This window comes from Lactobacillus sp. OTU4228, assembly GCF_001006945.1.
Taxonomy (GTDB): Bacteria; Bacillota; Bacilli; order Lactobacillales; family Lactobacillaceae; genus Lactobacillus; species Lactobacillus amylovorus.
The window spans coordinates 137058-160935 of record NZ_CDLD01000012.1; the positions used below are offsets into that span (position 1 = coordinate 137058).

The following is a 23878-nucleotide window of genomic DNA, read 5'->3' on the forward strand; positions in this document are numbered from 1 at the left end:
TGAATGAAGCGAGCAATTGTGTTTGGTGCAACCGGTGGAATCGGGCAAGAGATTTGCCGAGATTTAGCCGCTGAAGGCTGGTCGCTCTACTTGCACTACAATTCACATGAGCAAACGGCATTAGACCTAGGCAAAGAGTTATTTGCTAAATATCCTAGTCAAGATTTTTTACCAATTAAATTGGATTTTGCATCAAGTGATGCTGAGCTGGCAGACTTTGTAAAAAAGCTTTTGCCAGTAAATGCAGCTGTCTTTGCTCAAGGAATTACCAAGTACGGTTTTTTAGGCGATGAAACACTTGATAACATTACTAAGTTAATCAATGTAAACCTTACTGTACCGATAAAACTGACTAAGCTGTTAGAATCGCAATTAATGCGGCAAGACTATAGTCGGATAGTTTATCTAGGATCCGTTTATGGCGGCGCAGGCAGCGCGCTTGAGGCTGTTTATAGCGCAACTAAAGGCGGGTTAACGCGTTTTGCCCAGGCATATGCTCGTGAAGTCGCATCTAATAATTTAACGGTTAACGTGATTGCTCCAGGTGCCGTTAAAACTAACATGAATGCCATCTTTTCTGAAGATACGATTCAGGAAGTACAAGATGAGATTCCTATGGGGCGTTGGGCTAAAGCAAATGATATTTCATATTGGGTAACGACTTTGTTAAATAAGCGTAGCGGCTACTTAACAGGACAAACTATTTATGTAACTGGCGGCTGGCTTTTATAACTAAGACGTTGCAAGTGAATTTTTATGGTATACTCAATTTGTTAAACTTAATTTTGAAGAGGTAAATATGGCAGACATCGGAGATAAATTAAAGAGCGCCAGAGAGGCTAAAGGACTTTCAATTCAAGATATCGAAAAGGCAACTAAGATTCAAAGCAGATATCTTGAAGCAATTGAAAACAATGAATTTGATAAGCTTCCAGGTGATTTTTACGTTAGAGCATTTATTAGACAATATGCTCAAGTTGTTGGCTTAGATGGTAAGGAACTTCTTAGCGACTATCATGAAGATATTCCTGAATCCAAGCCGGATGAATACGTAGAAAACTCGATTGACAATAAGAGTGAAGAAGTACGTGAGACTACTGATAATAAGAAGAATCTGTGGAAGAATTACTTGCCACGGATTGCGATCGTCCTTGGTGTTATTATCGTAATCTTGGTTGTATATGGCTTATATGCACGCTTATCATCTGGTGGTCAACAAAATGAAGCAGATAATAGTGGTGTAACTGTTTCATCACAAAAATCATCATCTTCTTCATCAAAGAAGCCAGCTAAGAAGGTGGCTGTAAGTCAAGTTAGGGTTAAGAAGATCAGTGATAACGAATACCGTGTTACTGGTTTGAAGAATAACCGTCGTTTAGTTGTTCGTGCAGGCTCAACTCAAAATATTTCTGCCAGCGTATCTACTGACGGCAACACTACTTGGCAATCAACTTTAATCGCTAAGCAAAAGCATACTGTGGCTCTCCCATCTAATGTACAACGAGTAGTAGTAACTTTAGGTAACGACAATGGTACTTCAATTACCATCGGTGGCAAGAAGATTCCTTATGCACCAAACAATGCATACCGTACCATTACTTTGTTGATTGGTAAGGCTAAGAGAACTTCACACAATTCTAATACCCAAAACGATTCAAACAACACAAACGATAACAATTCTACTAACAACGGTGGTTCAAATACTCAAAGCAGACAAACTCAAAGTAGCACAACCACTACTAGCAGAACTGAAAATCAAAGTAGCCGTACGCAATCATCAACTACTCAAAGTAGTCAAGCTAATGAACAAAGCAGACAAACACAACAATCATCTGCTGCGCAATCATCAACTACTACCCAAGGTAACGCTGGTGGTAACAACAGCGGTGGCGACAACGGAAACAATGGTAATTAAGGCTTAGGAGAAGTAAAGAATAATGAATTTACCTAATAAACTTACTGTATTTAGAATCTTTTTGATTCCAGTATTTATGTTAATTATAATTTTTGGTGGGGATGCACATACGGTAGCTGCAGGTTACACCGTTTACTGGAGTAGAGTAATTGCTGCAATCGTATTCGCAATTGCTTCAGCAACCGACTGGTTTGACGGTCATATTGCTCGTTCACGTAACATGGTTACTAACTTTGGTAAGTTTGCTGACCCATTGGCAGACAAGATGTTAACTATGACTGCATTTATTTACTTAGTTGACTTAAAGCTTGCTCCAGCATGGGTTGTAGCAATTATCGTTTGCCGTGAATTAGCAGTTACTGGTTTGCGTTTAATCTTGGCAGAAAACAAAGGCCAAGTTTTGGCAGCTAAGATGCCAGGTAAGATTAAGACCACTTGCCAAATGCTTTCAATCATTTTCTTGTTGATTGGTAACTTCTGGTACATTGGTACTATCTTACTTTACTTAGCATTGATCTTTACTATTTACTCAGGTTACGACTACTTCCACCAATCATGGGGCGTATTCAAGGGTTCAATGTAATAGATTATTAATAATTGATTAAAAGAAGCAAGTTTTTGCTTCTTTTTTTATTTTCTCAGAAAAAAATGAGCCTTTTTTGCGTAATAAAAAGTGTGGGGAAAATGATTTGAACATTCGTTTGCATTTTGCTTGCAAATTGGTTGTTGAACAAAGTATAATTATTAAGTACGAAAATTTAGGAGGTAGCAATGGCCAAAGATGAAAAGCAAGCTGCATTAGACGCAGCTCTTAAGAAAATTGAAAAGAACTTTGGAAAAGGTGCCGTTATGCGTATGGGTGAAAAAGCAGATACGCAAATTTCAACAGTGCCAACCGGTTCACTTGCCTTAGATGCCGCTATTGGTGTTGGTGGTTATCCTCGTGGCAGAATTATCGAAATTTATGGTCCAGAATCATCTGGTAAGACTACTGTAGCCCTTCATGCAGTTGCTGAAGTGCAAAAACGTGGCGGAACAGCTGCTTATATCGATGCCGAAAACGCAATGGATCCGGCTTACGCAGAAGCTTTGGGCGTGGACATTGATTCATTGATTCTTTCACAACCTAATACTGGTGAAGAAGGTTTGCAAATTGCCGATACCTTGATTTCCAGTGGTGCGATTGACATTGTGGTAGTTGACTCTGTAGCTGCCTTAGTACCACGTGCCGAAATTGAAGGTGAGATGGGGGATGCTCACGTCGGCTTGCAAGCTCGTTTGATGAGTCAAGCTTTGCGTAAATTATCAGGTACCATTTCTAAGACTAAGACAATTGCGATCTTTATTAACCAGATCCGTGAAAAAGTTGGTGTCATGTTTGGTAACCCTGAAACCACACCAGGTGGTCGAGCACTTAAGTTCTACTCAACTATTCGTCTTGAAGTAAGAAGAGCAGAACAAATTAAGCAATCAGGTGATGTTCTTGGTAACCGCGTTAAGATTAAGGTTGTTAAGAACAAGGTTGCTCCACCATTCAAGGTTGCCGAAGTTGATATCATGTATGGCAAGGGTATTTCACAAAGTGGTGAATTGCTTGATATGGCTACCGACAAGGATATTATTGATAAGGCTGGTTCATGGTACTCATACAAGAATGACCGAATTGGCCAAGGGCGTGAGAATGCCAAGAAGTATCTTGAAGATCACCCAGATATTTATCAAGATATTCAAGAACAGGTTCGTAAGGCTTATGGAATTGACGAAAAGTCAATTGCTGATCGCGAGAATCCTAAAAAGATCAAGGAAAAGCATGAAGAAGCACAACAAGAAGAATCTGATGCCAAAGATGCTGAAAAAACTAAATAATATTAGTCTTTACCTTGGAATTTATTCCAAGGTTTTTTTATCATGATTGACATGGACTCATAGGTTCTTTATCATAAAAGTTGTGTGAATAATTCTAAAAAAAGGCGATAGTAATCATGAATACAATAATTATGATTCCCGTCGCAACTGCCATTGTTTCACTTTTGGTGGGTACAGGCATTGGTTATGCAATTCGTAAGCATTCTTGGGAACAAAAGGCCCAGAATGCGCAAAATGATGCAGACCATATTTTGGCTGATGCTAAAGCACAGGTAGCTGCCGCTGAAGCAGAAGTCAACGCACAGAAGCAAGCAGCAGAAGCTGTTAAGCAAAGTGCTGAAAATACTAAGAAAGAAAAGATTCTTGAAGCTCAAGAACAAATTCGTGATTTTAGGCAAAAAACCGAAGATGAGTTAAATGTCAAAAAGGACAACTTAGCTCGGGAAAAGAACCGTTTACAACAACGTGAAGATACCTTAGATCATAAGACTTCTTTGTTAGATGAAAGAGAAACTGGACTCACGCAAAAAGAAGATCAATTAAAGCAGCAAGATGCTAGCTTACAGGCGAAGTTAACTGAGGCTGATGAATTAGTTGAAACCAGACGGCAAAAACTTTATGACGTAGCTAAATTAGACAAGGAACAAGCTAAAAAGATTGTTCTTGATCAATTATCTGATGAATTAGTTAAAGAACGGGCTGAAATGATCAGAAACAGCAATGAAGAAGTTAAAGCTAAAGCTGATCATTTTGCCAATCAAGTCATTGTTGATGCCATTCAAAGCAGTGCAGCAGATACTGTAGCCGAGACTACCGTATCTGTTGTTGACTTGCCAAATGAAGAAATGAAGGGACGGATTATTGGTCGTGAAGGTCGCAACATCCGTTCATTTGAGGCTTTAACTGGAATCGATCTAATTATCGATGACACACCAAAAGTTGTCACACTGAGTGGTTTCGATCCTATTAGACGTGAAATTGCCAAGAGAGCAATGGAACGATTAATCAAGGATGGTCGAATTCACCCAGCTCGCATTGAGGAAATGGTTGATAAGGCCAGAAAAGAAGTAAACGACGATATTTACGAAGCTGGTGAAAGTGCCTTGATGGAATTAGGTATCCATCGAATGAACCCTGAATTGGTTAAGACACTTGGTCGTTTGAAGTATCGTACTTCATATGGACAAAATGTTTTGTCTCACTCAATTGAAGTCGGTAAGCTAGCAGGTACTATGGCTGCGGAACTTGGTCTAGATGAAAAATTAGCGGTTCGCGCGGGATTATTACACGATATTGGTAAAGCCATCGATCATGATATCGAAGGTTCCCACGTAGAAATTGGGGTTGAATTAACCAGAAAATATCATGAACCCGATGTTGTAGTTAACGCGATTGCTGCTCACCACGGTGATGTGCCTAAGTTATCGTTTATTGCTGAACTTGTTGTTGCAGCAGATACGATTTCTTCAGCTCGTCCAGGTGCAAGAAGCGAGAGTTTGGAAAATTACATTAGACGTTTAACTGAACTAGAAAAAATTGCTAAGAGCTATCAAGGCGTTAAGCAAGCTTATGCTATTCAAGCAGGGCGTGAAGTTCGAGTTATGGTTGAGCCTGATGAAATTTCAGATGATCGAACAGTAATTTTGGCACGTGATATCCGTAATCAAGTAGAAAAGGAACTGGATTATCCAGGAAATATCAAGATTACCGTTATCCGTGAAAAACGTGTTGTAGCAATTGCTAAATAAAGAAAAAGGTTTGGAATGCAAAGTTCCAAACCTTTTTTCGTTATTTGTACAAAAGCTTGTCTACTTGTATAATTAGAACAAGTATATAAGGAAAGTAGCCACATATGTTTAAAATTATTGTTGAATTATTCTTATTAGTAATTATTTCAGCGGCCATTACACCTTTTATTAGGCGTCTTGCCTTTGTACTGGGTGCCGTTGATAATCCTAATGCTCGTCGTGTTAATAAGAAACCAATGCCAACTATCGGGGGACTAGGCATTTTCGTTACTTTTAACATTGGCGCTTTTGTGCTTTTAAGAGAGCAGTTCCCTACTCATGAAATTTTTTCAATTCTGCTAGCTTCCAGTGTAATCGTGCTGACAGGATTAATTGATGATATTTTGGAATTGAAGCCTAGACAAAAAATGTTTGGTATTTTTATTGCCGCGCTGATCATCTATTTCTTAGCGGGCATCAGAATGAACGTGTTGAAGCTTCCTTTCATTACACATGAAATCAATTTGGGCTGGTGGAGTTTTCCAATTACCATTTTCTGGATATTAGCGTTAACTAATGCTGTTAACTTAATCGATGGATTGGATGGACTAGCCGATGGAGTTTCGATGATTTCTTTAACTACAATGGGAATTGTCGGATATTTCTTCTTGCACACGCATCAGCTTTACGTGCCAATTGCTTGTTTCATGCTGGCAGCTTGTTTATTAGGCTTTTTGCCATATAATTTCCACCCAGCTAAGATCTTTTTAGGCGATACTGGTGCGCTCTATATCGGTTTTATGATCGCGGTTTTATCGTTAAAAGGCTTGAAGAACGTCACCTTTATTTCATTGCTCGTACCAATCATTATTTTAGGTGTGCCAATCACCGATACGGTTTATGCAATGATTAGACGTAAGCTTAATAAAAAGCCGATTTCAGAAGCTGACAAGCACCACTTGCACCACCAGTTAATGCGAATGGGGTTAACTCATAGACAAACAGTGTTAACTATTTACGCATTATCATTAGTCTTTTCATTTATTTCACTATTATTCTTGCTTTCACCAGCTTGGGGTACTTGGCTCTTGATTATCGGCTTGCTATTTGCTCTTGAGTATTTCGTGGAATCGATTGGATTATTAGGTGAAAAATATCATCCTTTGATGCATGTAATTCAAAAGATTATTAACCAAAAGAGTAGAGTAGATCCTACTGTTGAGGTCTGGCACTTAGGGGATGAAAAACCTGATCAATTGAAGAGTAAGAAAGATCAAGATAAAAAAGAATAAAATAAAAGGTTTAGCATCGTTGCTAAACCTTTTTTATTGCTCATGGAAATTATTATCTTTGACAGGAATTTCATTGTAGCGTTTTTGTCCCTTAGTAAATTTAATTTGACCAGATAATAAGTTAGTCAGATCAGTCTTAGTTTTTTCTTGATCGTCATCATCTAAGAAAATATGAATTTTTACATCTACGCCATATTCAGTATCGGCAATAAAGACGTCATTGGTTTTTAAATAATGATCTACCTCGTCAAAGCGGTTATAAGGAACGCTGAAAAGTAATTCTTGTTGCAGTACGCGTTTAATTACGCCAACTTTTTCTACAGCATTAGTTACGCTGTTAGAATATGCACGAATTAAGCCACCCGCACCTAATTTAATGCCGCCAAAATATCTGGTGACGACTACGGTAACGTTCTTTAGCTTCATCAGCTGCAATGCTTTTAATTCAGGAATACCAGCGGTACCGGAAGGTTCACCGTTATCACATTTTTTGACTTGCTCGTCGTTTAAACCGATCGTGTAAGCAAAGGTATTGTGGGTAGCATCACGATATTTCTTCGAAATTTCTTGAATAAAAGCATTTGCTTCTTCAACGGAATTGGTTCTAGCAATGCTGGCAATAAATATACTCTTTTTAATGATCAATTCGCCGCTGCCGTTTTCTTTAATAGTTAAAAAATTTTCTTTTTCTGACAAAAAAATCGCCTCTTTTTGCGTAATAAATAATAGAGGGGTGAAAACAATGGAAGATTCAACTCTATTATTTGGTCGTCAATGGGTTGTTAGTCAAAAGGATTCTAGCATACTTACGCTTTCTAGCAAAATTCCCGCAATTGAAAACGAAAAATGCAACCGATGCGGCACGAAGGTTGAACATAAATTACCGAGTGACAAATATTATTGCCGCGGCTGCATTGGAATTGGTCGGATTGTTGAAGGTTGTTTTTTAGTAAGACAAAACGAAAATTATGAGTATCCTGAAAAAAAGAAAGGTGGCCTGACCTGGGCCGGACAATTAACGCCACTGCAGCAGAAAATTTCTGATGAACTAGTCAGTAATTTTAAACAGAGGAAAAACAGTTTAGTTCATGCAGTAACTGGAGCAGGTAAAACGGAAATGCTGTTTCAATTAATTGCCGAATGTATGAAAAACGGCAAAAGAGCCTGCATTGCTACGCCAAGAATTGATGTGGTTAATGAGCTGTTTCCTCGTTTTCAAGCCGCTTTTGCAGAAATTGAGATTGGTAAATATCATGGCCGAGAATTTAAAGAGCCAGGACTAGAACAGCTGACGATTTGTACCACGCACCAGTTAATGAAATTTTATGAAGCGTTTGATTTATTGGTTATTGATGAGGTGGACTCGTTTCCCTATGTAGGCGATCCGCAACTGCATTTTGCGGCTAAGGCAGCCGTTAAGAAGACTGGCGTGAGGGTTTATCTAAGTGCAACGCCAACCGAAGATCTGCTGGAAGAGGCAAAACAAGGAAAGATTCAAATTTTAAAGTTAAATCGACGCTTTCATGGAGGACTTTTACCAGTACCGCGAGAAAAATTATTTATTAAACCATTCTTAGATAAGAAAAAGCAGATTCATCCAAAATTGCTGCTGGAAATAAAAAAGGTGATTAAAAGTGGACACCCATTATTGGTCTTTGTCCCGAGAATTGAAGAGATCTCTGTTTATTTACAAATTTTACAAAAAAGTTTAAAGGATAAACAAATCAAAATTGCTGGTGTGCACGCTCAAGATCCTCAGCGACTAGAAAAAGTACAGGCATTTCGCGAGAAAAAAGTTGATTTGCTTTTAACGACGACTATTTTGGAGCGAGGCGTAACTTTTAAACACGTTTGGGTAATTATTATTGCGGCAGATGATTCGATTTATACGGCCGCAAGTTTGGTGCAGATTGCAGGACGAGTAGGTAGAGCTAAAGACGATCCTAGTGGACTAGTGCTGTATTGTTACCATCGCTATACCAAGAATATCCGCAGCAGCATTAAGCAAATTAAGGAGATGAATAAATGAGAAAGTGCCTGCTTTGTGAACAGATTTTTACGCCTGATATTTTCTTTGCCGAGATTTTTTCGCTAAAAAAGTATCGAGAAAGAAAAATCTGCCTGCACTGTCTAAAACAATTTCGACGTTTGACAGATAAAAAGTGTGCCATTTGTTCCAAAATGCTGGACAAAGGAATTATCTGCACTGACTGCGTGAGATGGAAAAAGATCTATCAAGGAGATGTTTTACGTAATCATGCACTGTATCGCTATGATGCGACTTTTCATGATCTGATGGTTTCTTATAAGCGGCGCGGCGATTACGCGATGCGCGAGATTTTGCAGGAATTATGCTATGAATATTTGAACAAAAATAAATACGATTATTATGTTCCAGTACCTACATCGCCTGAGCATCAAATGAGACGGCAATTTGATACAATTTCTGCCATTTATGGTGATATTTTGCCGCTTACGCCGATTTTAATTAAGAAGGAAGGCAGTCATGCCCAGGGGGAGAAAAACAAAGAAGAAAGGCTAAAAACGCCGCAAGGGTTTTTAATTGATAAAAATATTAATATAGGAGAAAATATACAGACAGGGAAAGTATTAATTTTGGATGATATTTACACTACAGGACGAACGCTTTATCACGCACGGGACTGCTTAAAAGAGGCTTTTCCAGGGATGCAAATTGAAAGCTTTTCAATTTGTCGATAGATTTGTTATGAAACGCTTTCATTTTTTGGTATAATGAAAGAGTAAAGAAAAACCGTATAACGGTGAAAGGAGAATCTTATATGTTAAAGTACAATGTTCGTGGAGAAAATATTGAAGTAACTGACGCTTTAAGAAGCTATGTTGAAAAACGTTTAAACAAATTGGAAAAATACTTTGAATTGAATCAAGACGTGCTCGCACACGTAAACTTAAGAGTTTACCGTGATCACTCTGCCAAGGTCGAAGTCACTATTCCTTTACCATACTTGGTTTTGAGAGCTGAAGAAACCACGGATGATATGTATCGTAGCATTGACTTCGTTTCAGAGAAACTTGAACGTCAAATCAGAAAGTACAAGACTCGTGTTAACAGAAAGAGTCGTGAAAAAGGTTTACAAGATTTCTTCGTGGAAGAACCTCAAGAAGAAAAGAAGCCTAGTGAATTCGATATCGTTCGTAACAAGCGCGTAAGTTTGAAACCAATGGATCCAGAAGAAGCAATTTTGCAAATGGATATGTTGGAACACGACTTCTTCGTATTTGAAGATGCTGAAACCAACGGCACTAGCGTTGTTTACCGTAGAAACGATGGTCGTTACGGCTTGATTGAAACTAACGAATAATTGAGTTGAAATACTCGTTACATAAAAAACCTCGCGTTTGTTTGAGCGTGGGGTTTTTTATTTAGAATATTTTTATTTTGTAGATAAACATGTTAAAATTATTCTGTATTTTTAGACTTTACGACATATAAGGACCGATTTAATGGTAAACATTTTAAAGAAACTATATAACGATGATAAAAGAGAACTTAAGAAATTTGAAAAAATCGCAGCTAAGGTAGAATCTCATGCAGATGAAATGAGCAAGCTATCTGATGAACAATTGCAAGCAAAGACACCAGAATTTCGTGACCGGATTAAGAAGGGCGAAAGCTTGGACGATCTTTTGCCAGAAGCATTCGCAGTTGCTCGTGAAGGTGCTAAGCGTGTCTTAGGCCTTTACCCATTCCACGTACAAATCTTGGGTGGTATTGCACTTCACTATGGTAACATTGCCGAAATGATGACTGGTGAAGGTAAGACTTTGACAGCAACCATGCCTGTATACTTAAATGCGCTTGAGGGCAAGGGTGTACACGTTGTTACTGTTAACGAATACCTTTCAAGTCGTGACGAAGAGGAAATGGGTCAACTTTACAAGTGGCTTGGTTTAACTGTTGGCTTGAACTTGAACTCAATGTCACCAGATGAAAAGCGTGCAGCTTACAACTGTGATGTTACTTACTCAACTAACTCAGAACTTGGCTTTGACTATTTGCGTGACAACATGGTTGTTTATAAGGAACAAATGGTTCAACGTCCATTGAACTATGCAATCATCGACGAAGTTGACTCCATCTTAATTGATGAAGCTAGAACTCCATTGATCATTTCTGGTGAAGCTGAACAAGCAAACAGCGACTACATCCGTGCTGACCGTTTTGTAAAAACTTTGACTGAAGATAAGAGCGATGATGACGCCGACGATGATGAAGATCACGGTGATTACAAGATTGACTGGCCAACTAAGACCATTTCTCTTACTAGAACTGGTATTGAAAAGGCTTGTCAACACTTTGGCTTAAAGAACTTGTACGATGTTGAAAACCAAAAGTTAGTCCACCACATCGATCAAGCTCTTCGTGCTAACTACATCATGCTTAAGGATATCGACTACGTTGTCCAAGATGGCGAAGTTTTAATCGTTGACTCATTCACTGGTCGTGTAATGGAAGGCCGTCGTTACTCAGATGGTTTGCACCAAGCTATTGAAGCTAAGGAAGGCGTAAAGATTCAAGAAGAATCAAGAACGCAAGCTACTATTACTTACCAGAACTTCTTCAGAATGTACAAGAAGTTGTCAGGTATGACTGGTACTGCCAAGACTGAAGAAGAAGAATTCCGTGAAATCTACAACATGCAGGTAATCACAATTCCAACCAACCGTCCAATTGCCAGAAAAGACATGCCAGACATCTTGTATCCAACTTTGGATTCTAAATTCCATGCTGTAGTTGAAGAAATCAAGAAGCGTCACGCTAAGGGACAACCTGTTTTGGTTGGTACTGTTGCTATTGAAAGTTCAGAACGTTTGAGTAAGATGCTTGATGAAGCAGGCATTCCTCACGCAGTTTTGAACGCTAAGAACCACGCTAAGGAAGCTCAAATCATCATGAACGCTGGTCAACGTGGTGCTGTAACTATCGCTACTAACATGGCCGGTCGTGGTACTGACATTAAGCTTGGGCCTGGTGTTAAGGAACTCGGTGGTTTAGCAGTTATTGGTACTGAACGTCACGAATCACGTCGTATTGATAACCAGCTTCGTGGTCGTTCTGGTCGTCAGGGTGACCCAGGTTACACTAGATTCTACTTATCACTTGAAGATGACTTGATGAAGCGTTTCGGTGGAGACCGTGTTAAGGACTTCTTGGACCGTTTGTCAGGCAATGATGAAGACAAGGTCATTGAAAGTCGTTTGATTACTCGTCAAGTTGAATCTGCTCAAAAGCGTGTTGAAGGTAACAACTACGATACTCGTAAGCAAACTTTGCAATACGATGATGTTATGCGTATTCAACGTGAAATCATCTACGGCGAAAGAATGCAAGTTATTGAAGCCGACAAGTCATTGAAGAATGTTTTGATTCCAATGATTCACCGTACAATTAACAGTCAAGTTGACATGTTTACGCAAGGTGATAGAAGTCAATGGCGTTTGGATTCATTGCGTGACTTTATTTCATCAAGTTTAACTTCTGAAAAGGTAACTGATTCAATTGAATTCAAGACTATTAGTGTTGAAGATTTGAAGAAGAAGTTATACGACATCGTTGAAAAGAACTTTGAAGACAAGGAAAAGGCTTTGGGTGATCCAAGTCAAATGCTTGAATTCGAAAAGGTCGTTATCTTGCGTGTTGTAGATGATCGCTGGACTGATCATATCGATGCAATGGACCAATTGCGTCAATCAATTGGTTTACGTGGTTATGGACAACTTAACCCACTTGTTGAATATCAAGATTCTGGTTACAGAATGTTTGAAGAAATGATTTCAAATATTGAATTCGATGTAACTCGTTTGTTCATGAAGGCTGAAATTAGACAAAATCTTAGTCGTTAATAAAGAAAAAGGGGAGTTAACAGCTTCCCTTTTTTTGTAATAGAAAAAGGAAAAAACTATGGAAATTAGTGAAATTCAAAGTGCGTTAGACGAGTTGAAAAAGCGTCTAAATCACTTTAGGGGGTCTCTTTGACCTTGATGCGATTGATGAAAGCATTGAAATAAACGAAGCTAAAATGGCCCAGCCTGATTTTTGGAATGATCAGGAAAAAGCGCAAAAGCTGATCAGTGAAAACAACGTTTTAAAAGAAAAACGTGACTCTTTTTTGAAACTGCAAAAAGGCTATGAGGATGAAAGCACCGCAGTTGAGTTATTGCGTGAAGAGCCTGACCCAGATTTGCAAAAAGAAACAGAAGAAGACTTGGCCACTCTGCAAGATGAATTCCACAATTATGAGCTAGATTTGTTGCTATCAGGCAAATACGATAGTCATAATGCGCTGATGGAAATTCACCCAGGTGCAGGTGGTACAGAAGCGATGGACTGGGGTCAGATGCTTTTGCGGATGTACCAACGTTATTGCGATAGTGCAGGTTTTAAATTTGAGATCAATGACTATGAACCTGGTGAAGAGGCAGGACTAAAGAGTGTAAGTGCCAGAATTGTCGGCAAAAATGCTTACGGGATGCTTAAATCTGAAAATGGTGTCCATCGGTTAGTCAGAATTTCGCCGTTTGATGCAGCTAAGAGACGGCACACTTCTTTTGCTTCCGTTGAAGTGATTCCAGAAATCGATGACAGTATTAAAATTGATATTGATCCTAAAGATCTGCGAATCGATGTTTATCGTTCAAGTGGTGCCGGTGGTCAGCACATTAACAAGACTTCTAGTGCCGTTAGAATTACGCACTTGCCAACTGGAATTGTGACAACCTCACAGGCTCAGCGTTCACAGCTTCAAAACCGCGAAACTGCCATGAATGAATTGAGAGCCAAGCTTTTCCATTTGGAAGAAGAGAAAAAGCGTAAGCAAAAACAAGCTTTGAAAGGCGATCAAAAGGAAATCGGCTGGGGTTCGCAAATTCGGTCATATGTTTTCCATCCTTATAATTTGGTAAAAGATTTGCGTACGGGCTATGAAACTGCCGATGCTAATGGTGTAATGGATGGGAAGCTACAACCATTTATTTATTCATATTTACAATGGCTGCTTAGTCAAGAAAATCCGGAATAGGTGAAAAAATGAGTTTTTTAGGAATTGTAACACTTGTTTTAGTAGCATTAATTATTTTGAGTTTGTTGTTTGTATTTTTTAAAGCATTTATTTTGCTTTTGCCGGTAGCTTTAATTGCCATTGGAGTTATGTGGTTGGTTCTTTGGATTTCAGGTAAGAGAAATAAAAATAGAGTACCAGCTAGTGGAACTTACTTTGATTGGTTTAAAGCTAGTGAGCCTGAACCAAAAAATACTAGAAAACGGGCTCGTAATGTGACTATCAAAGATATTGATGATGATAAATAGTTAGGAGGCATTATCATGGCCAGTGAAGTTAAGTTAAGCAAATTAGTTCAAGATAACAGAAGCATTCTTGAGATTTATCAAGGCGAAGAATACATCAAGGATAAAGATGTTTTGGTTTCAGATATTTATCGTCCAGGTCTAGAATTAACCGGCTATTTTGATTTTTATCCTGCACAACGTATTCAACTTCTCGGACGGACTGAAATTTCTTATGCGGCTCGACTTGATCATGATATTAGAAAACATGTATTTACTAAGATGGCTACTAAAGCCACTCCTTGTTTTTTGATTTCACGTTCACTTCCAGTTCCAGAAGAATTATCGGATGCAGCAGAAAAAGCACACATTCCAATTTTGCAAACTAGTGAATCAACGACCTATATTTCTAGTGTCATGACCGAATACTTGCGTGCCCGTCTTGCAAAAAGAACTAGTATCCACGGTGTATTGGTCGAAATTAAGGGTATGGGTGTCCTTTTAACAGGTGCTTCTGGTGTTGGTAAATCTGAAACCGCCTTAGGTTTGGTTCAAAGAGGCCACAGATTAATTGCGGATGACCGTGTAGATGCCTTCCAAAAGGATCACAACACAGTTGTTGGTGAAGCACCAAAGATCCTAAAGCACCTAATGGAAATCAGAGGAATCGGTATTATCGATGTTATGAACTTGTTTGGTGCTGGTGCTGTTAAGAATAGAACCGAAATTCAACTAGTCATTAATTTGGTTAACTGGGATCCTAAGGCTAACTACGACCGTTTGGGCTTCCAAGAAAATACGCGTGAAATCTGCAACGTAGCTATTCCACAAGTTAATATTCCAGTTAAGGTAGGACGCAACATCGAAATTATCATCGAAGTAGCAGTTATGAACTTCAGAGCTAAGAAGATGGGTTACGATGCAACTAAAACCTTTGATAATAATTTGACTAGCTTAATCTCAAAGCACTCTAAAGAAGATACAAATAAGGTGCATCACGATGACTAAACTAGTGATTAACTCGGTGGCATTTCAATTAGGAAATTTAAGTGTCAAATGGTACGGCATCATTATGGCAGTAGCCATTATTTTAGCCGCTTTTATGGCGATTAATGAAGGTAAAAAAAGACACATTATCCCTGATGACTTTGTAGATCTGCTTTTATGGGCCGTGCCGTTAGGCTATGTTGGTGCACGAATTTACTATGTCATCTTTGAATGGGGCTATTATTCGCAGCATCCTGATCAAATAATCGCTATTTGGAATGGCGGAATTGCCATTTATGGTGGTTTGATCGCGGGTTTGATAGTGCTGCTGGTCTTTTGTTATAAAAGAGAATTGCCACCATTTTTGATGCTCGATATTATCACGCCAGGAGTGATGGCCGCCCAGATTTTAGGACGCTGGGGCAACTTCATTAACCAGGAAGCTCACGGTGGTCCTACAACCTTGCACTTTTTACAAAGTTTGCACTTGCCAGAATTTATTATTCAGCAAATGAAGATTGGTGGAACCTATTATCAACCAACATTCTTATATGAATCATTTTTCAATTTGATTGGTCTGATTTTAATTTTATCCTTGCGTCATAAAAAACACGTTTTTAAACAAGGTGAAGTTTTCATGACGTATCTTCTTTGGTATAGTGTAGTTAGATTCTTTGTTGAGGGGATGAGAACGGATAGCCTATACATTTTTGGTATAATACGTGTATCACAGGCATTAAGTTTAGTCCTCTTTATTGCTACAATTATTTTATGGATTTATCGACGCAAAGTTGTTAAACCTAAATGGTATTTAGAGGGTAGCGGGTTAAAATATCCGTATACAAGAGATTAGTTAGATTATTAAAGGTACTAGTTTAGAAGGATAGAGAGATAAAAAATGACAAAGATTGCAGTTTTAGGTAACGGTTCATGGGGTTCAGTATTAGGCTCAATGTTGGCCGACAATGGCAATGACGTAACTTTTTACGGTAATATTGAAAGCGTTAATGAAGAAATTAATGCTAAGCACACTAACAGTCACTACATGAAGGACTGGAAGTTAAACGAAACTACTAAGGCAACTGGCAACTTGGAAGAAGCACTTGACGGTGCAGAATTGGTATTATTTGTTTTGCCAACCAAGGCTGTTAGAATTGTTGCTAAGCAAGTACGTAAAGTTTTAGACAAGACTGGCAACAAGCCACTTTTAGTAACTGCTACCAAGGGTATTGAACCAGGTACTAAGAAGCTTATTTCAGAAATTTTAACTGAAGAAATTTATCCTAATGACCAAGACAAGATCGTAGCTATCTCTGGTCCAAGTCACGCAGAAAACGTAGCTCAAAAGGACTTAACCGCTATTGCATGTGCTTCAACTGATGAAGAAAATGCTAAGAAGGTTCAAAAGATCTTTTCAAATGATTACGTTCGTTTCTACACTAACGACGATTTAATTGGTGTTGAAGTTGGTGGTGCCGTTAAGAACGTTATTGCTATCGCTGCTGGTATTTTAGTAGGCCAAGGCTATGGCGATGATGCTAAGGCTGCCCTTATGACTAGAGGTTTAGCAGAAATTACTCGTTTAGGTGTTAACTACTTTAACGCTAAGCCAATGACTTTCAGTGGTTTGTCAGGTATTGGTGACTTGATCGTAACTTGTACCTCAGTTAACTCACGTAACTGGCGTGCTGGTAAGCAAATTGGTGAAGGTAAGACTCTTGACTACGTACTTAAGAACATGGGTCAAGTTGTTGAAGGTGCTACTACAGTTAAGGCTGTCCATGAACTTAGCGAAGAAAAGCACATCGATATGCCAATCAGTGAAGCTATTTACCGCGTTCTTTACGAAAATGCAGATGTAGCTACTGAAATCAAGAAAATGATGGGTAGAGCACCAAAGCCAGAAATTAGTTTATAATTTGTAAGCAAAACAATTGCAAAAATTTAAATCTATAGTATGATTTACTTATAAAAAATAAGTAAAGGAGAAAATTATGGCTGATAAATATGATGCAATTGTTATTGGTGCGGGCCCTGGTGGTATGACATCTGCCTTATATGCTACGCGTGCCAACTTAAACGTATTAGTACTTGACCGTGGTCCATACGGCGGCCAAATGAACAATACTGATGCAATTGACAACTATCCTGGTTTCACAGAAATTAAGGGACCAGAACTTAGTCAAAAAATGTATGATACTTTGATGAAATTTGAGCCAGATTATAAGTACGGCAATGTCCAATCCGTTGAATTGGATGGGGATGAAAAAGTTGTCAAAACTGATGATGACAAGGAATACCGTGCACCTATTTTGATCATTGCCACTGGTTCAGATCATCGTCATTTGAATGTCCCAGGCGAAGAAGAATATTCAGGCCGAGGCGTTTCATACTGTGCTGTCTGCGATGCTGCATTCTTTAAAGATGAAGATGTAGTTGTGATCGGTGGTGGTGACTCAGCTATTGAAGAAGGAATCTACCTTTCACAATTAGCTAAGAGCGTTACTGTAGTTCACCGTCGTGACAAGTTACGTGCACAACCAACTTTGCAGAAGCGTGCTTTTGCTAACAAGAAGATGAAATTTGTTTGGAATGCTCAAACAGAAGAAATTCTTGGTGATGGAACTCGTGTAACTGGCATTAAGTGTCGTGATAAAGAAACTGGCGTAGAAAAAGAAATTAAAGCTGCTGGTGTATTTATCTATGTTGGTGTTTTGCCACAAACTAAACCATTCGAAAACTTGGGTATTTTGAATGAACAAGGTTGGATTCCTACTAACGAGCATATGGAAACCAAAGTTCCTGGTATTTTTGCTTTGGGTGATGTTCGTGATAAAGATTTACGCCAAATCGCTAATGCTGTTGGTGAAGGTTCTGTAGCTGGCCAAGCTGCTTACAATTACTACCAAGATTTAAAAGATTAACTAAATCTAGTAAAAGATAAATAAGAGTTTGCTAATAATATAGTAAACTCTTATTTTTTTTGCTTAAAAGGAGGATAATTAGTTTATAATAGAAGTCGAAGTGATAACTTATTTTTTTACAATGAAAAGTAAGCGCTTTCTGAAAATTAACATTTATTTTAACGATTCTGGAGAAAGCAGGATGGGAAAGATGGTGAAAGTTAAACAACGAATTGAGGATTTTGCTTCGGGTCATGAGCTAAAATTGCAAGAAATTTTAGGTTGCCATCGTAAAGATAGCGGCTATGTTTTTAGAGTTTGGGCTCCTAATGCACAAGCAGTATGGCTAGTAGGCGATTTCAATGATTGGAATAAGACACTGGCGATGCAGCTCACGAGTAATGGAGTTTGGCAAATAAAAACTGATCTGCCACAGACTGGGCAACTGTATAAATTTTTGGTTAAACAGGCTGATGGCCGTGAAGTCATGAAAATGGATCCGATGGCAGTAGAACTTGAACCACGTCCAGGCAATGCGGCAGTAGTTACTGAATTACCTGACAAAAGCTGGCATGATGGGGCCTGGCTGGGACGCAATAAACGCTCTAACCACTTTGCACGTCCAATCAATATCTATGAAGTACATGCTAGTTCGTGGAAAAGACATGAGGATGGTTCTCTTTACACCTTGAGAGATTTGCAGCGAGAATTAATTCCTTATGTGAAAAAGCAGGGATTCAATTATATTGAATTTTTGCCGCTGACAGCGCATCCCCTTGATGCATCTTGGGGCTACCAGACTATTGGCTATTATGCATTGGAGCGTACTTATGGAACGCCACAAGAGCTGCAAGACTTTGTGGAGGCATGCCATCAGGAAAATATTGGCGTGTTGTCAGATTGGGTACCTGGACATTTTTGCATCAATGATGATGCATTAGCTTATTATGATGGAACACCATGCTATGAATTTAGTGAAAAATGGCGTGCAGAAAATAAAGGTTGGGGCGCATTGAATTTTGATTTGGGCAAACCAGAAGTTCAATCGTTTTTACTTTCAAGTGCGCTATTTTGGCTTGAATTTTATCACCTTGATGGTTTGAGAGTAGATGCCGTTTCCAATATGATTTACCGCGATTATGATCGTGGACCTGGTGAATGGAAGCCGGATAAATATGGTGGCAACCGCAACTTGGAAGGAATGGAATTTTTACGCAGACTTAATCGCACCATTAAAGGATTGCACCCTGAGTGCTTGATGATTGCGGAAGAAAGTTCTGCTCAAGTAAAAATTACCGGTCGAATTGAAGATGGTGGCTTAGGCTTTGACTTTAAGTGGAATATGGGCTGGATGAACGATATTCTGAACTTTTATCAAATGGACCCACTATTTAGAAAATACCACTTTAATTTGACGACATTTTCATTTATGTATCGGATGAGCGAAAACTTTATTTTACCTTTATCACATGATGAAGTAGTTCACGGCAAACGTAGCTTAATGAATAAAATGTTTGGGCCAAGGGATAAACAATTTGCACAACTGCGAAATTTATTGACGCTGCAAATGACTTATCCAGGTAAAAAACTACTCTTTATGGGTAGTGAATTTGGTCAGTATTTGGAATGGCGCTATAACGAAGCGCTCGATTGGGCCGAATTAAATGATGAGCTTAATTCAAAAATGCAATATTTTGATCAAAAGCTGAACGAATTTTACTTAAATGAGCCATCATTATGGCAATTAGAGCAAAAAGATGAGTCTGTACAAATTATTGATGCAGACAATAAAGACGAATCGGTTTTAACATTTATTCGTCAAGGGAAAATTAGACATGATTTTGTCATCGTTATTTTGAACTTTACGCCCGTAGAAAGAAAACACTTTTCAATTGGTGTGCCATATTCTGGCAAGTATCAAGAAGCATTTAATACTGCTAGAAAAGAATTTGGCGGCACCTGGGATAAAAACATTCAGACTATGACGACCAAGCAAGAGAAATTTAAGAATCTGGATTATCAGATTGAGCTAGATTTGCCTGGCTTTAGCGCAATAATTTTAAAACCACTCGATGCTCACATCAAAAGAAGAAATAGAAGAAAGAAATAGAGGAAACAGAAATGAGTACCAAAATGTTGGGCTTAATTTTAGCTGGAGGAAAAGGAACAAGATTAGGAAAGCTGACGAATAATCAAGCAAAACCTGCTGTACCGTTTGGTGGATGTTACAGAATTATTGACTTTACATTGAGCAATTGTGCTAATTCTGGTGTAAAAAATATTGGCATTATTACTCAGTATCAACCACTTTTACTGAATAAACATATTGGTAATGGGGCAAGTTGGGGCTTAGATGGTCTCGATTCTAGTGCCACTATTTTGCAGCCATATACTGATAATGCTGGAAGCAAGTGGTTCAAGGGAACGGCACACGCTATTTATCAAAATATTGATTATATTGACAGCCAAGATCCTGAATATGTCTTAATTTTGTCAGGTGACCACATTTATAAGATGGATTACGAAGATATGTTGGAAGAACATATCAAAAACAATGCTTCATTAACTGTGGCTGTAATTGATGTACCTTGGGAAGAAGCGTCTCGTTTCGGTATCATGAATTCAGACATTAGTGGCCGGATTACCGAATTTGAGGAAAAACCAGCAAAACCTAAGAGCAATCACGCTTCAATGGGAATCTATATTTTTAACTGGAAGAGATTGCGTGATGTTTTAACCACGGCCTTTACTACCAATGATGACATGATTGACTTTGGTAAAAATGTCATTCCATATTACTTAAAGAGTGATGAACGTGTATTTTCATACCAATTCTCTGGTTACTGGAAAGACGTTGGAACAATTGATTCTTTGTGGGCAGCCAATATGGAATTTCTTGATGGTAGCGACGGATTGAATTTGCATGATCGTTCATGGCGTATCTATTCTAAGAACCCAATTGCACCACCACAAGTAATTACTGAAAATGCTCAAGTTTCAAATTCAATGATCGTTGATGGTTGTTATGTTGACGGTGTAATTGAGCACTCTATTCTTTCGACTAATGTTGACGTACAAAGAAATTCAAGAATTGTCGATTCTGTCATCATGCCAGGTGTAAAGATCGGTAAAAACGTAGTGATCAAGCGCGCGATTATTGGTGAAAATGCTCAAATTGGTGATGGAGCAGTAATCGAAGGAAATGAAGATAAGATTGAAGTAGTCGGTAATTCAGAAAGAATTGGAGTATTGCCAAATGAAAACTAATAAGATGGCTGCTATTTTTAGTAATCAACATGAATATAATGAACTGCTCCCATTAACAGAAGAACGTTCATTGTCAACTTTATATTTTGCAGGGAAATATCGTGTGATGGATTTCCCACTTTCAAGTATTGTTAATGCTGGGGTTAATAGTGTTTACACTTTGATTAACCAAGAAAAAGTTAGATCCTATTTAGATCACTTAGGTGGCAGTAAAGAATGGGGCTTAGATACCATTGGCTCATATGAGTATCTTGATTTTTATCAAAAACTAATGCAAAAACAAGCCAGCGGGAATGCCTATTTTGATGATTTATTAAACTTCTTAAGAACTGCCAACACCCCATACACTGTTTACATTGAAAATAAGATGATTGGTAATTTTGATTTACAATCAGTGCTTAATTTTCACCAAGAAGATGGAAATAAAATCACGGCGGTATTTAAGCGCGTAAGCGAAGATAATATTGCTCCAGATGATCAATTGTTTATTTTGGATGAAGAAAATACCATCATGTCTTGTCAACAGGCTCTTGATACGCAAAACCCAGATCGCTACAACTTAGATTTGAGTATTTATGTAGCGGATACTAAATGGTTGATCACTGAACTAGAAAAGGCCCAAAGAAGTGGTGCTTCAACAGATATTGGTCAAAGATTGGCTAGCTTAGCTGCTAAATATCGTACCCATGCTTACGAATATACTGGTTACTTACACAACATTCATGATTTGGCTAGCTACTACAAAGCAAATATGGAAATGTTAGATAAGAAAAAGCGCGATTCATTGCTGTATGGCAATCAAAAGATTATCACTCGTATTCGAAATGAAGTCGGCACATATTTTGCTAAAGGTTCACAAGTGAAGAATTCAATGCTAGCAACTGGATGTAGAATAGAGGGGACAGTTGACTCTAGTGTCGTTTCAAGAAGAGTTGAGGTTGCTAAGAATAGTCAGGTTAAGAGCTCAATTGTAATGGCAAACTGCAAATTTGAACCTGGAAGCCAGGTTGAATATGCAGTCATCGATAAAAATGTAGTAATCAAGAAAAATGTAACAGTTAAAGGAACGCCTCAACAGCCTGTTGTAGTTAAAAAAGGCACCATTTTAACTAAAGATTTGATTAATGAATAAGGAGACAATCGTGAGAGTTTTATTTGCAGGCGCAGAATGTGTACCATTTTTTAAAACAGGTGGTTTAGGAGATGTTTTAGGCTCCTTGCCTAATCAATTGGCTAAGGAAGGCGTAGATGTTGGCGTTGTTCTTCCTTTGTATCAAGATTTGCCTGAAAAATATCGCAAGCAATTAGAATATCAAGGCAATTTTATTGTCCCTGTAGGTTGGCGTAATCAATATTGTGGCGTGTTCACCTTGAAGCGTAAGGGTGTAACTTACTTCTTTATTGATAATGAATATTATTTCAAGCGTCCAGGTATCTATGGCTACTACGACGATGGTGAAAGATATGCATACTTCCAACAAGCAGTAATTATGATGATGGAACGCTTTAACTTTATTCCAAATGTCTTGCATTGTAATGACTACCATACTGCTTTTATTCCATTTTTATTGCGTGAAAAATGGGGTTTTGTTGGTGCGTATAAGGGCATTAAAACCGTTTTGACAATTCACAATCTTGAATTTCAAGGAAAATATAATGCCAAGACTTTGCCAGACTTCTTTAGTTTAGGTTATGACTGGTTCGACAGCGGTATCGTTAGAATGGATAACGATGTTAACTGGATGAAGACAGGAATTTTATATGCGGACCGGGTTACTACGGTTAGTCCATCATATGCGTGTGAAATTCAAACTCCTGAATTTGGTCAAGGGCTAGATGGAATTTTACGCATGTGTTCACACAAGTTGACAGGTATTTTAAACGGGATTGATTTTGAAAAATACGATCCAAAGACTGATCCAATTATTAAAGCCGATTACAGTGTTTACCATTTGCACCGTAAGTTAAAGAACAAGATTGCTTTGCAAAAGGAAGTTGGGTTGCCAATTAAACCAAAAGTTCCTTTGATTGGGATGGTTTCACGCTTAACTGCGCAAAAGGGATGTCAGCTTTTGCTTGAAGAATTGGATAATATTATGCAATTCAATGTTCAAATGGTGATCTTAGGTAATGGTGATCCATACTATGAACACAATTTGACTGAGATTGCTAAGCGTTACCCTGACAAGTTAAAGGTGATTTTAGCCTTTGATGTTAAATTAGCGCAAAGAATCTATGCAGGTGCCGATAGTTTCTTGATGCCTTCCGCATTTGAACCATGTGGTTTATCACAATTAATTTCCTTGCGTTATGGTACTTTGCCAGTTGTCCATCAAATTGGTGGTTTGGCAGACACTGTTTGGATTTACGATAAAACCAAAAACGAAGGTACCGGTTTTGGCTTTAGAGAATTCAATGGCTATCAAATGGTTCAAGCAATCAAGAAGATGCTGACAGTTTATGAGCAAAAAGATAATTGGCTTAAGATGCAAAAAATTGCAATGAAATCCGACTTCTCATGGAAGAATTCCGCTGATAAATATAAGTGGATGTACGGAGAATTGATTGGCTAAATATTTAGCAGAACACGAGAGAAA

21 protein-coding genes are annotated in these 23878 nt (G+C 38.4%); 20 read left to right on the forward strand and 1 reads right to left on the reverse strand.

Annotated features, from left to right (window positions below; genetic code table 11):
- Positions 1-3: 3 nt before the first annotated feature.
- From ymfI to BN1206_RS03005, 6 genes are all read left to right on the forward strand, one after another.
- Positions 4-732, forward strand: coding sequence for an elongation factor P 5-aminopentanone reductase (ymfI, locus tag BN1206_RS02980; RefSeq protein ID WP_013437467.1), 729 nt, complete (start codon positions 4-6; stop codon positions 730-732).
- Between the two features lie 67 nt (positions 733-799).
- Entirely contained in the window at positions 800-1915 is a 1116-nt protein-coding gene (locus BN1206_RS02985; RefSeq protein WP_052542896.1) for a helix-turn-helix domain-containing protein, read from the forward strand.
- A 22-nt stretch (positions 1916-1937) separates the two neighbouring features.
- The gene (gene pgsA, locus BN1206_RS02990; protein WP_013437469.1) at positions 1938-2498 is read left to right on the forward strand and encodes a CDP-diacylglycerol--glycerol-3-phosphate 3-phosphatidyltransferase; all 561 of its coding nucleotides are present in this window, start codon (positions 1938-1940) and stop codon (positions 2496-2498) included.
- A gap of 188 nt (positions 2499-2686) precedes the next feature.
- Entirely contained in the window at positions 2687-3781 is a 1095-nt protein-coding gene (gene recA, locus BN1206_RS02995) for a recombinase RecA (protein ID WP_052542897.1), read from the forward strand.
- A gap of 116 nt (positions 3782-3897) precedes the next feature.
- The gene (rny, locus tag BN1206_RS03000; protein ID WP_013641657.1) at positions 3898-5529 is read left to right on the forward strand and encodes a ribonuclease Y; all 1632 of its coding nucleotides are present in this window, start codon (positions 3898-3900) and stop codon (positions 5527-5529) included.
- Between the two features lie 104 nt (positions 5530-5633).
- Positions 5634-6800 carry a glycosyltransferase family 4 protein gene (locus BN1206_RS03005; protein ID WP_013437472.1) on the forward strand — a complete coding sequence of 389 codons (1167 nt, stop codon included), beginning with the start codon at positions 5634-5636 and terminating at the stop codon, positions 6798-6800.
- Between the two features lie 33 nt (positions 6801-6833).
- Here BN1206_RS03005 and BN1206_RS03010 read toward each other — a convergent pair whose 3' ends face one another.
- Positions 6834-7496, reverse strand: a complete 663-nt coding sequence (locus BN1206_RS03010) for a YigZ family protein (protein ID WP_013437473.1) — start codon at positions 7494-7496, stop codon at positions 6834-6836.
- A 46-nt stretch (positions 7497-7542) separates the two neighbouring features.
- Here BN1206_RS03010 and BN1206_RS03015 point away from each other — a divergent pair, with 46 nt between their 5' ends.
- The 14 genes from BN1206_RS03015 (at position 7543) to glgA (ending at position 23854) form a co-directional block, all read left to right on the forward strand.
- Positions 7543-8829, forward strand: a complete 1287-nt coding sequence (locus tag BN1206_RS03015) for an ATP-dependent helicase ComFA (RefSeq protein WP_052542898.1) — start codon at positions 7543-7545, stop codon at positions 8827-8829.
- Positions 8826-9521 carry a ComF family protein gene (locus BN1206_RS03020; protein WP_052542899.1) on the forward strand — a complete coding sequence of 232 codons (696 nt, stop codon included), beginning with the start codon at positions 8826-8828 and terminating at the stop codon, positions 9519-9521. The genes BN1206_RS03015 and BN1206_RS03020 overlap by 4 nt, the downstream gene beginning before the upstream one ends.
- Positions 9522-9601: 80 nt before the next feature.
- Positions 9602-10144: a ribosome hibernation-promoting factor, HPF/YfiA family gene (gene hpf, locus BN1206_RS03025; RefSeq protein WP_013437476.1), complete on the forward strand. Its 543-nt coding sequence runs from the start codon at positions 9602-9604 to the stop codon at positions 10142-10144.
- 142 nt (positions 10145-10286) lie between these two features.
- Entirely contained in the window at positions 10287-12686 is a 2400-nt protein-coding gene (secA, locus tag BN1206_RS03030; protein WP_046433309.1) for a preprotein translocase subunit SecA, read from the forward strand.
- A gap of 58 nt (positions 12687-12744) precedes the next feature.
- A protein-coding gene (gene prfB, locus BN1206_RS03035) for a peptide chain release factor 2 (protein ID WP_165443882.1) occupies positions 12745-13861 on the forward strand; the annotation gives its coding sequence in 2 pieces (ribosomal slippage) (positions 12745-12816 and positions 12818-13861; 1116 coding nt in all).
- An 8-nt stretch (positions 13862-13869) separates the two neighbouring features.
- A complete protein-coding gene (locus BN1206_RS03040; protein WP_013437479.1) occupies positions 13870-14148 on the forward strand; it encodes a hypothetical protein in 279 nt (92 codons plus the stop codon).
- 15 nt (positions 14149-14163) lie between these two features.
- The gene (gene hprK, locus BN1206_RS03045; protein WP_013437480.1) at positions 14164-15132 is read left to right on the forward strand and encodes an HPr(Ser) kinase/phosphatase; all 969 of its coding nucleotides are present in this window, start codon (positions 14164-14166) and stop codon (positions 15130-15132) included.
- Positions 15125-15964 carry a prolipoprotein diacylglyceryl transferase gene (gene lgt / locus BN1206_RS03050; RefSeq protein ID WP_013437481.1) on the forward strand — a complete coding sequence of 280 codons (840 nt, stop codon included), beginning with the start codon at positions 15125-15127 and terminating at the stop codon, positions 15962-15964. Before hprK ends, lgt begins: the two co-directional genes overlap by 8 nt.
- A 45-nt stretch (positions 15965-16009) precedes the next feature.
- Positions 16010-17029: an NAD(P)H-dependent glycerol-3-phosphate dehydrogenase gene (locus BN1206_RS03055; RefSeq protein ID WP_013641660.1), complete on the forward strand. Its 1020-nt coding sequence runs from the start codon at positions 16010-16012 to the stop codon at positions 17027-17029.
- A gap of 76 nt (positions 17030-17105) precedes the next feature.
- The gene (trxB, locus tag BN1206_RS03060; RefSeq protein ID WP_013437483.1) at positions 17106-18035 is read left to right on the forward strand and encodes a thioredoxin-disulfide reductase; all 930 of its coding nucleotides are present in this window, start codon (positions 17106-17108) and stop codon (positions 18033-18035) included.
- A gap of 181 nt (positions 18036-18216) precedes the next feature.
- Entirely contained in the window at positions 18217-20124 is a 1908-nt protein-coding gene (gene glgB, locus BN1206_RS03065) for a 1,4-alpha-glucan branching protein GlgB (RefSeq protein ID WP_022087385.1), read from the forward strand.
- 11 nt (positions 20125-20135) lie between these two features.
- On the forward strand, positions 20136-21281 hold the full coding sequence (locus tag BN1206_RS03070) for a glucose-1-phosphate adenylyltransferase (RefSeq protein ID WP_013437485.1): 1146 nt from the start codon (positions 20136-20138) through the stop codon (positions 21279-21281).
- Positions 21271-22413 (forward strand): glucose-1-phosphate adenylyltransferase subunit GlgD, encoded by a 1143-nt coding sequence (gene glgD, locus BN1206_RS03075; protein WP_013641662.1) that lies wholly within the window; start codon positions 21271-21273, stop codon positions 22411-22413. The genes BN1206_RS03070 and glgD overlap by 11 nt, the downstream gene beginning before the upstream one ends.
- A 10-nt stretch (positions 22414-22423) precedes the next feature.
- Positions 22424-23854 carry a glycogen synthase GlgA gene (gene glgA / locus BN1206_RS03080; protein ID WP_022087384.1) on the forward strand — a complete coding sequence of 477 codons (1431 nt, stop codon included), beginning with the start codon at positions 22424-22426 and terminating at the stop codon, positions 23852-23854.
- The last annotated feature ends 24 nt before the right edge of the window (positions 23855-23878 follow it).

Excerpts from the sequence above, each read along its gene's own strand:
- BN1206_RS03055 (WP_013641660.1), top strand. The coding sequence starts at position 16,010 with ATGACAAAGATTGCAGTTTTAGGTAACGGTTCATGGGGTTCAGTATTA.
- lgt (WP_013437481.1), top strand. The coding sequence starts at position 15,125 with ATGACTAAACTAGTGATTAACTCGGTGGCATTTCAATTAGGAAATTTA.
- secA (WP_046433309.1), top strand. The coding sequence starts at position 10,287 with ATGGTAAACATTTTAAAGAAACTATATAACGATGATAAAAGAGAACTT.
- trxB (WP_013437483.1), top strand. The coding sequence starts at position 17,106 with ATGGCTGATAAATATGATGCAATTGTTATTGGTGCGGGCCCTGGTGGT.
- pgsA (WP_013437469.1), top strand. The coding sequence starts at position 1,938 with ATGAATTTACCTAATAAACTTACTGTATTTAGAATCTTTTTGATTCCA.
- recA (WP_052542897.1), top strand. The coding sequence starts at position 2,687 with ATGGCCAAAGATGAAAAGCAAGCTGCATTAGACGCAGCTCTTAAGAAA.
- glgB (WP_022087385.1), top strand. The coding sequence starts at position 18,217 with ATGGGAAAGATGGTGAAAGTTAAACAACGAATTGAGGATTTTGCTTCG.
- BN1206_RS03005 (WP_013437472.1), top strand. The coding sequence starts at position 5,634 with ATGTTTAAAATTATTGTTGAATTATTCTTATTAGTAATTATTTCAGCG.
- hprK (WP_013437480.1), top strand. The coding sequence starts at position 14,164 with ATGGCCAGTGAAGTTAAGTTAAGCAAATTAGTTCAAGATAACAGAAGC.
- rny (WP_013641657.1), top strand. The coding sequence starts at position 3,898 with ATGAATACAATAATTATGATTCCCGTCGCAACTGCCATTGTTTCACTT.
- BN1206_RS02985 (WP_052542896.1), top strand. The coding sequence starts at position 800 with ATGGCAGACATCGGAGATAAATTAAAGAGCGCCAGAGAGGCTAAAGGA.
- BN1206_RS03040 (WP_013437479.1), top strand. The coding sequence starts at position 13,870 with ATGAGTTTTTTAGGAATTGTAACACTTGTTTTAGTAGCATTAATTATT.
- BN1206_RS03070 (WP_013437485.1), top strand. The coding sequence starts at position 20,136 with ATGAGTACCAAAATGTTGGGCTTAATTTTAGCTGGAGGAAAAGGAACA.
- BN1206_RS03020 (WP_052542899.1), top strand. The coding sequence starts at position 8,826 with ATGAGAAAGTGCCTGCTTTGTGAACAGATTTTTACGCCTGATATTTTC.
- glgD (WP_013641662.1), top strand. The coding sequence starts at position 21,271 with ATGAAAACTAATAAGATGGCTGCTATTTTTAGTAATCAACATGAATAT.
- BN1206_RS03015 (WP_052542898.1), top strand. The coding sequence starts at position 7,543 with ATGGAAGATTCAACTCTATTATTTGGTCGTCAATGGGTTGTTAGTCAA.
- hpf (WP_013437476.1), top strand. The coding sequence starts at position 9,602 with ATGTTAAAGTACAATGTTCGTGGAGAAAATATTGAAGTAACTGACGCT.
- ymfI (WP_013437467.1), top strand. The coding sequence starts at position 4 with ATGAAGCGAGCAATTGTGTTTGGTGCAACCGGTGGAATCGGGCAAGAG.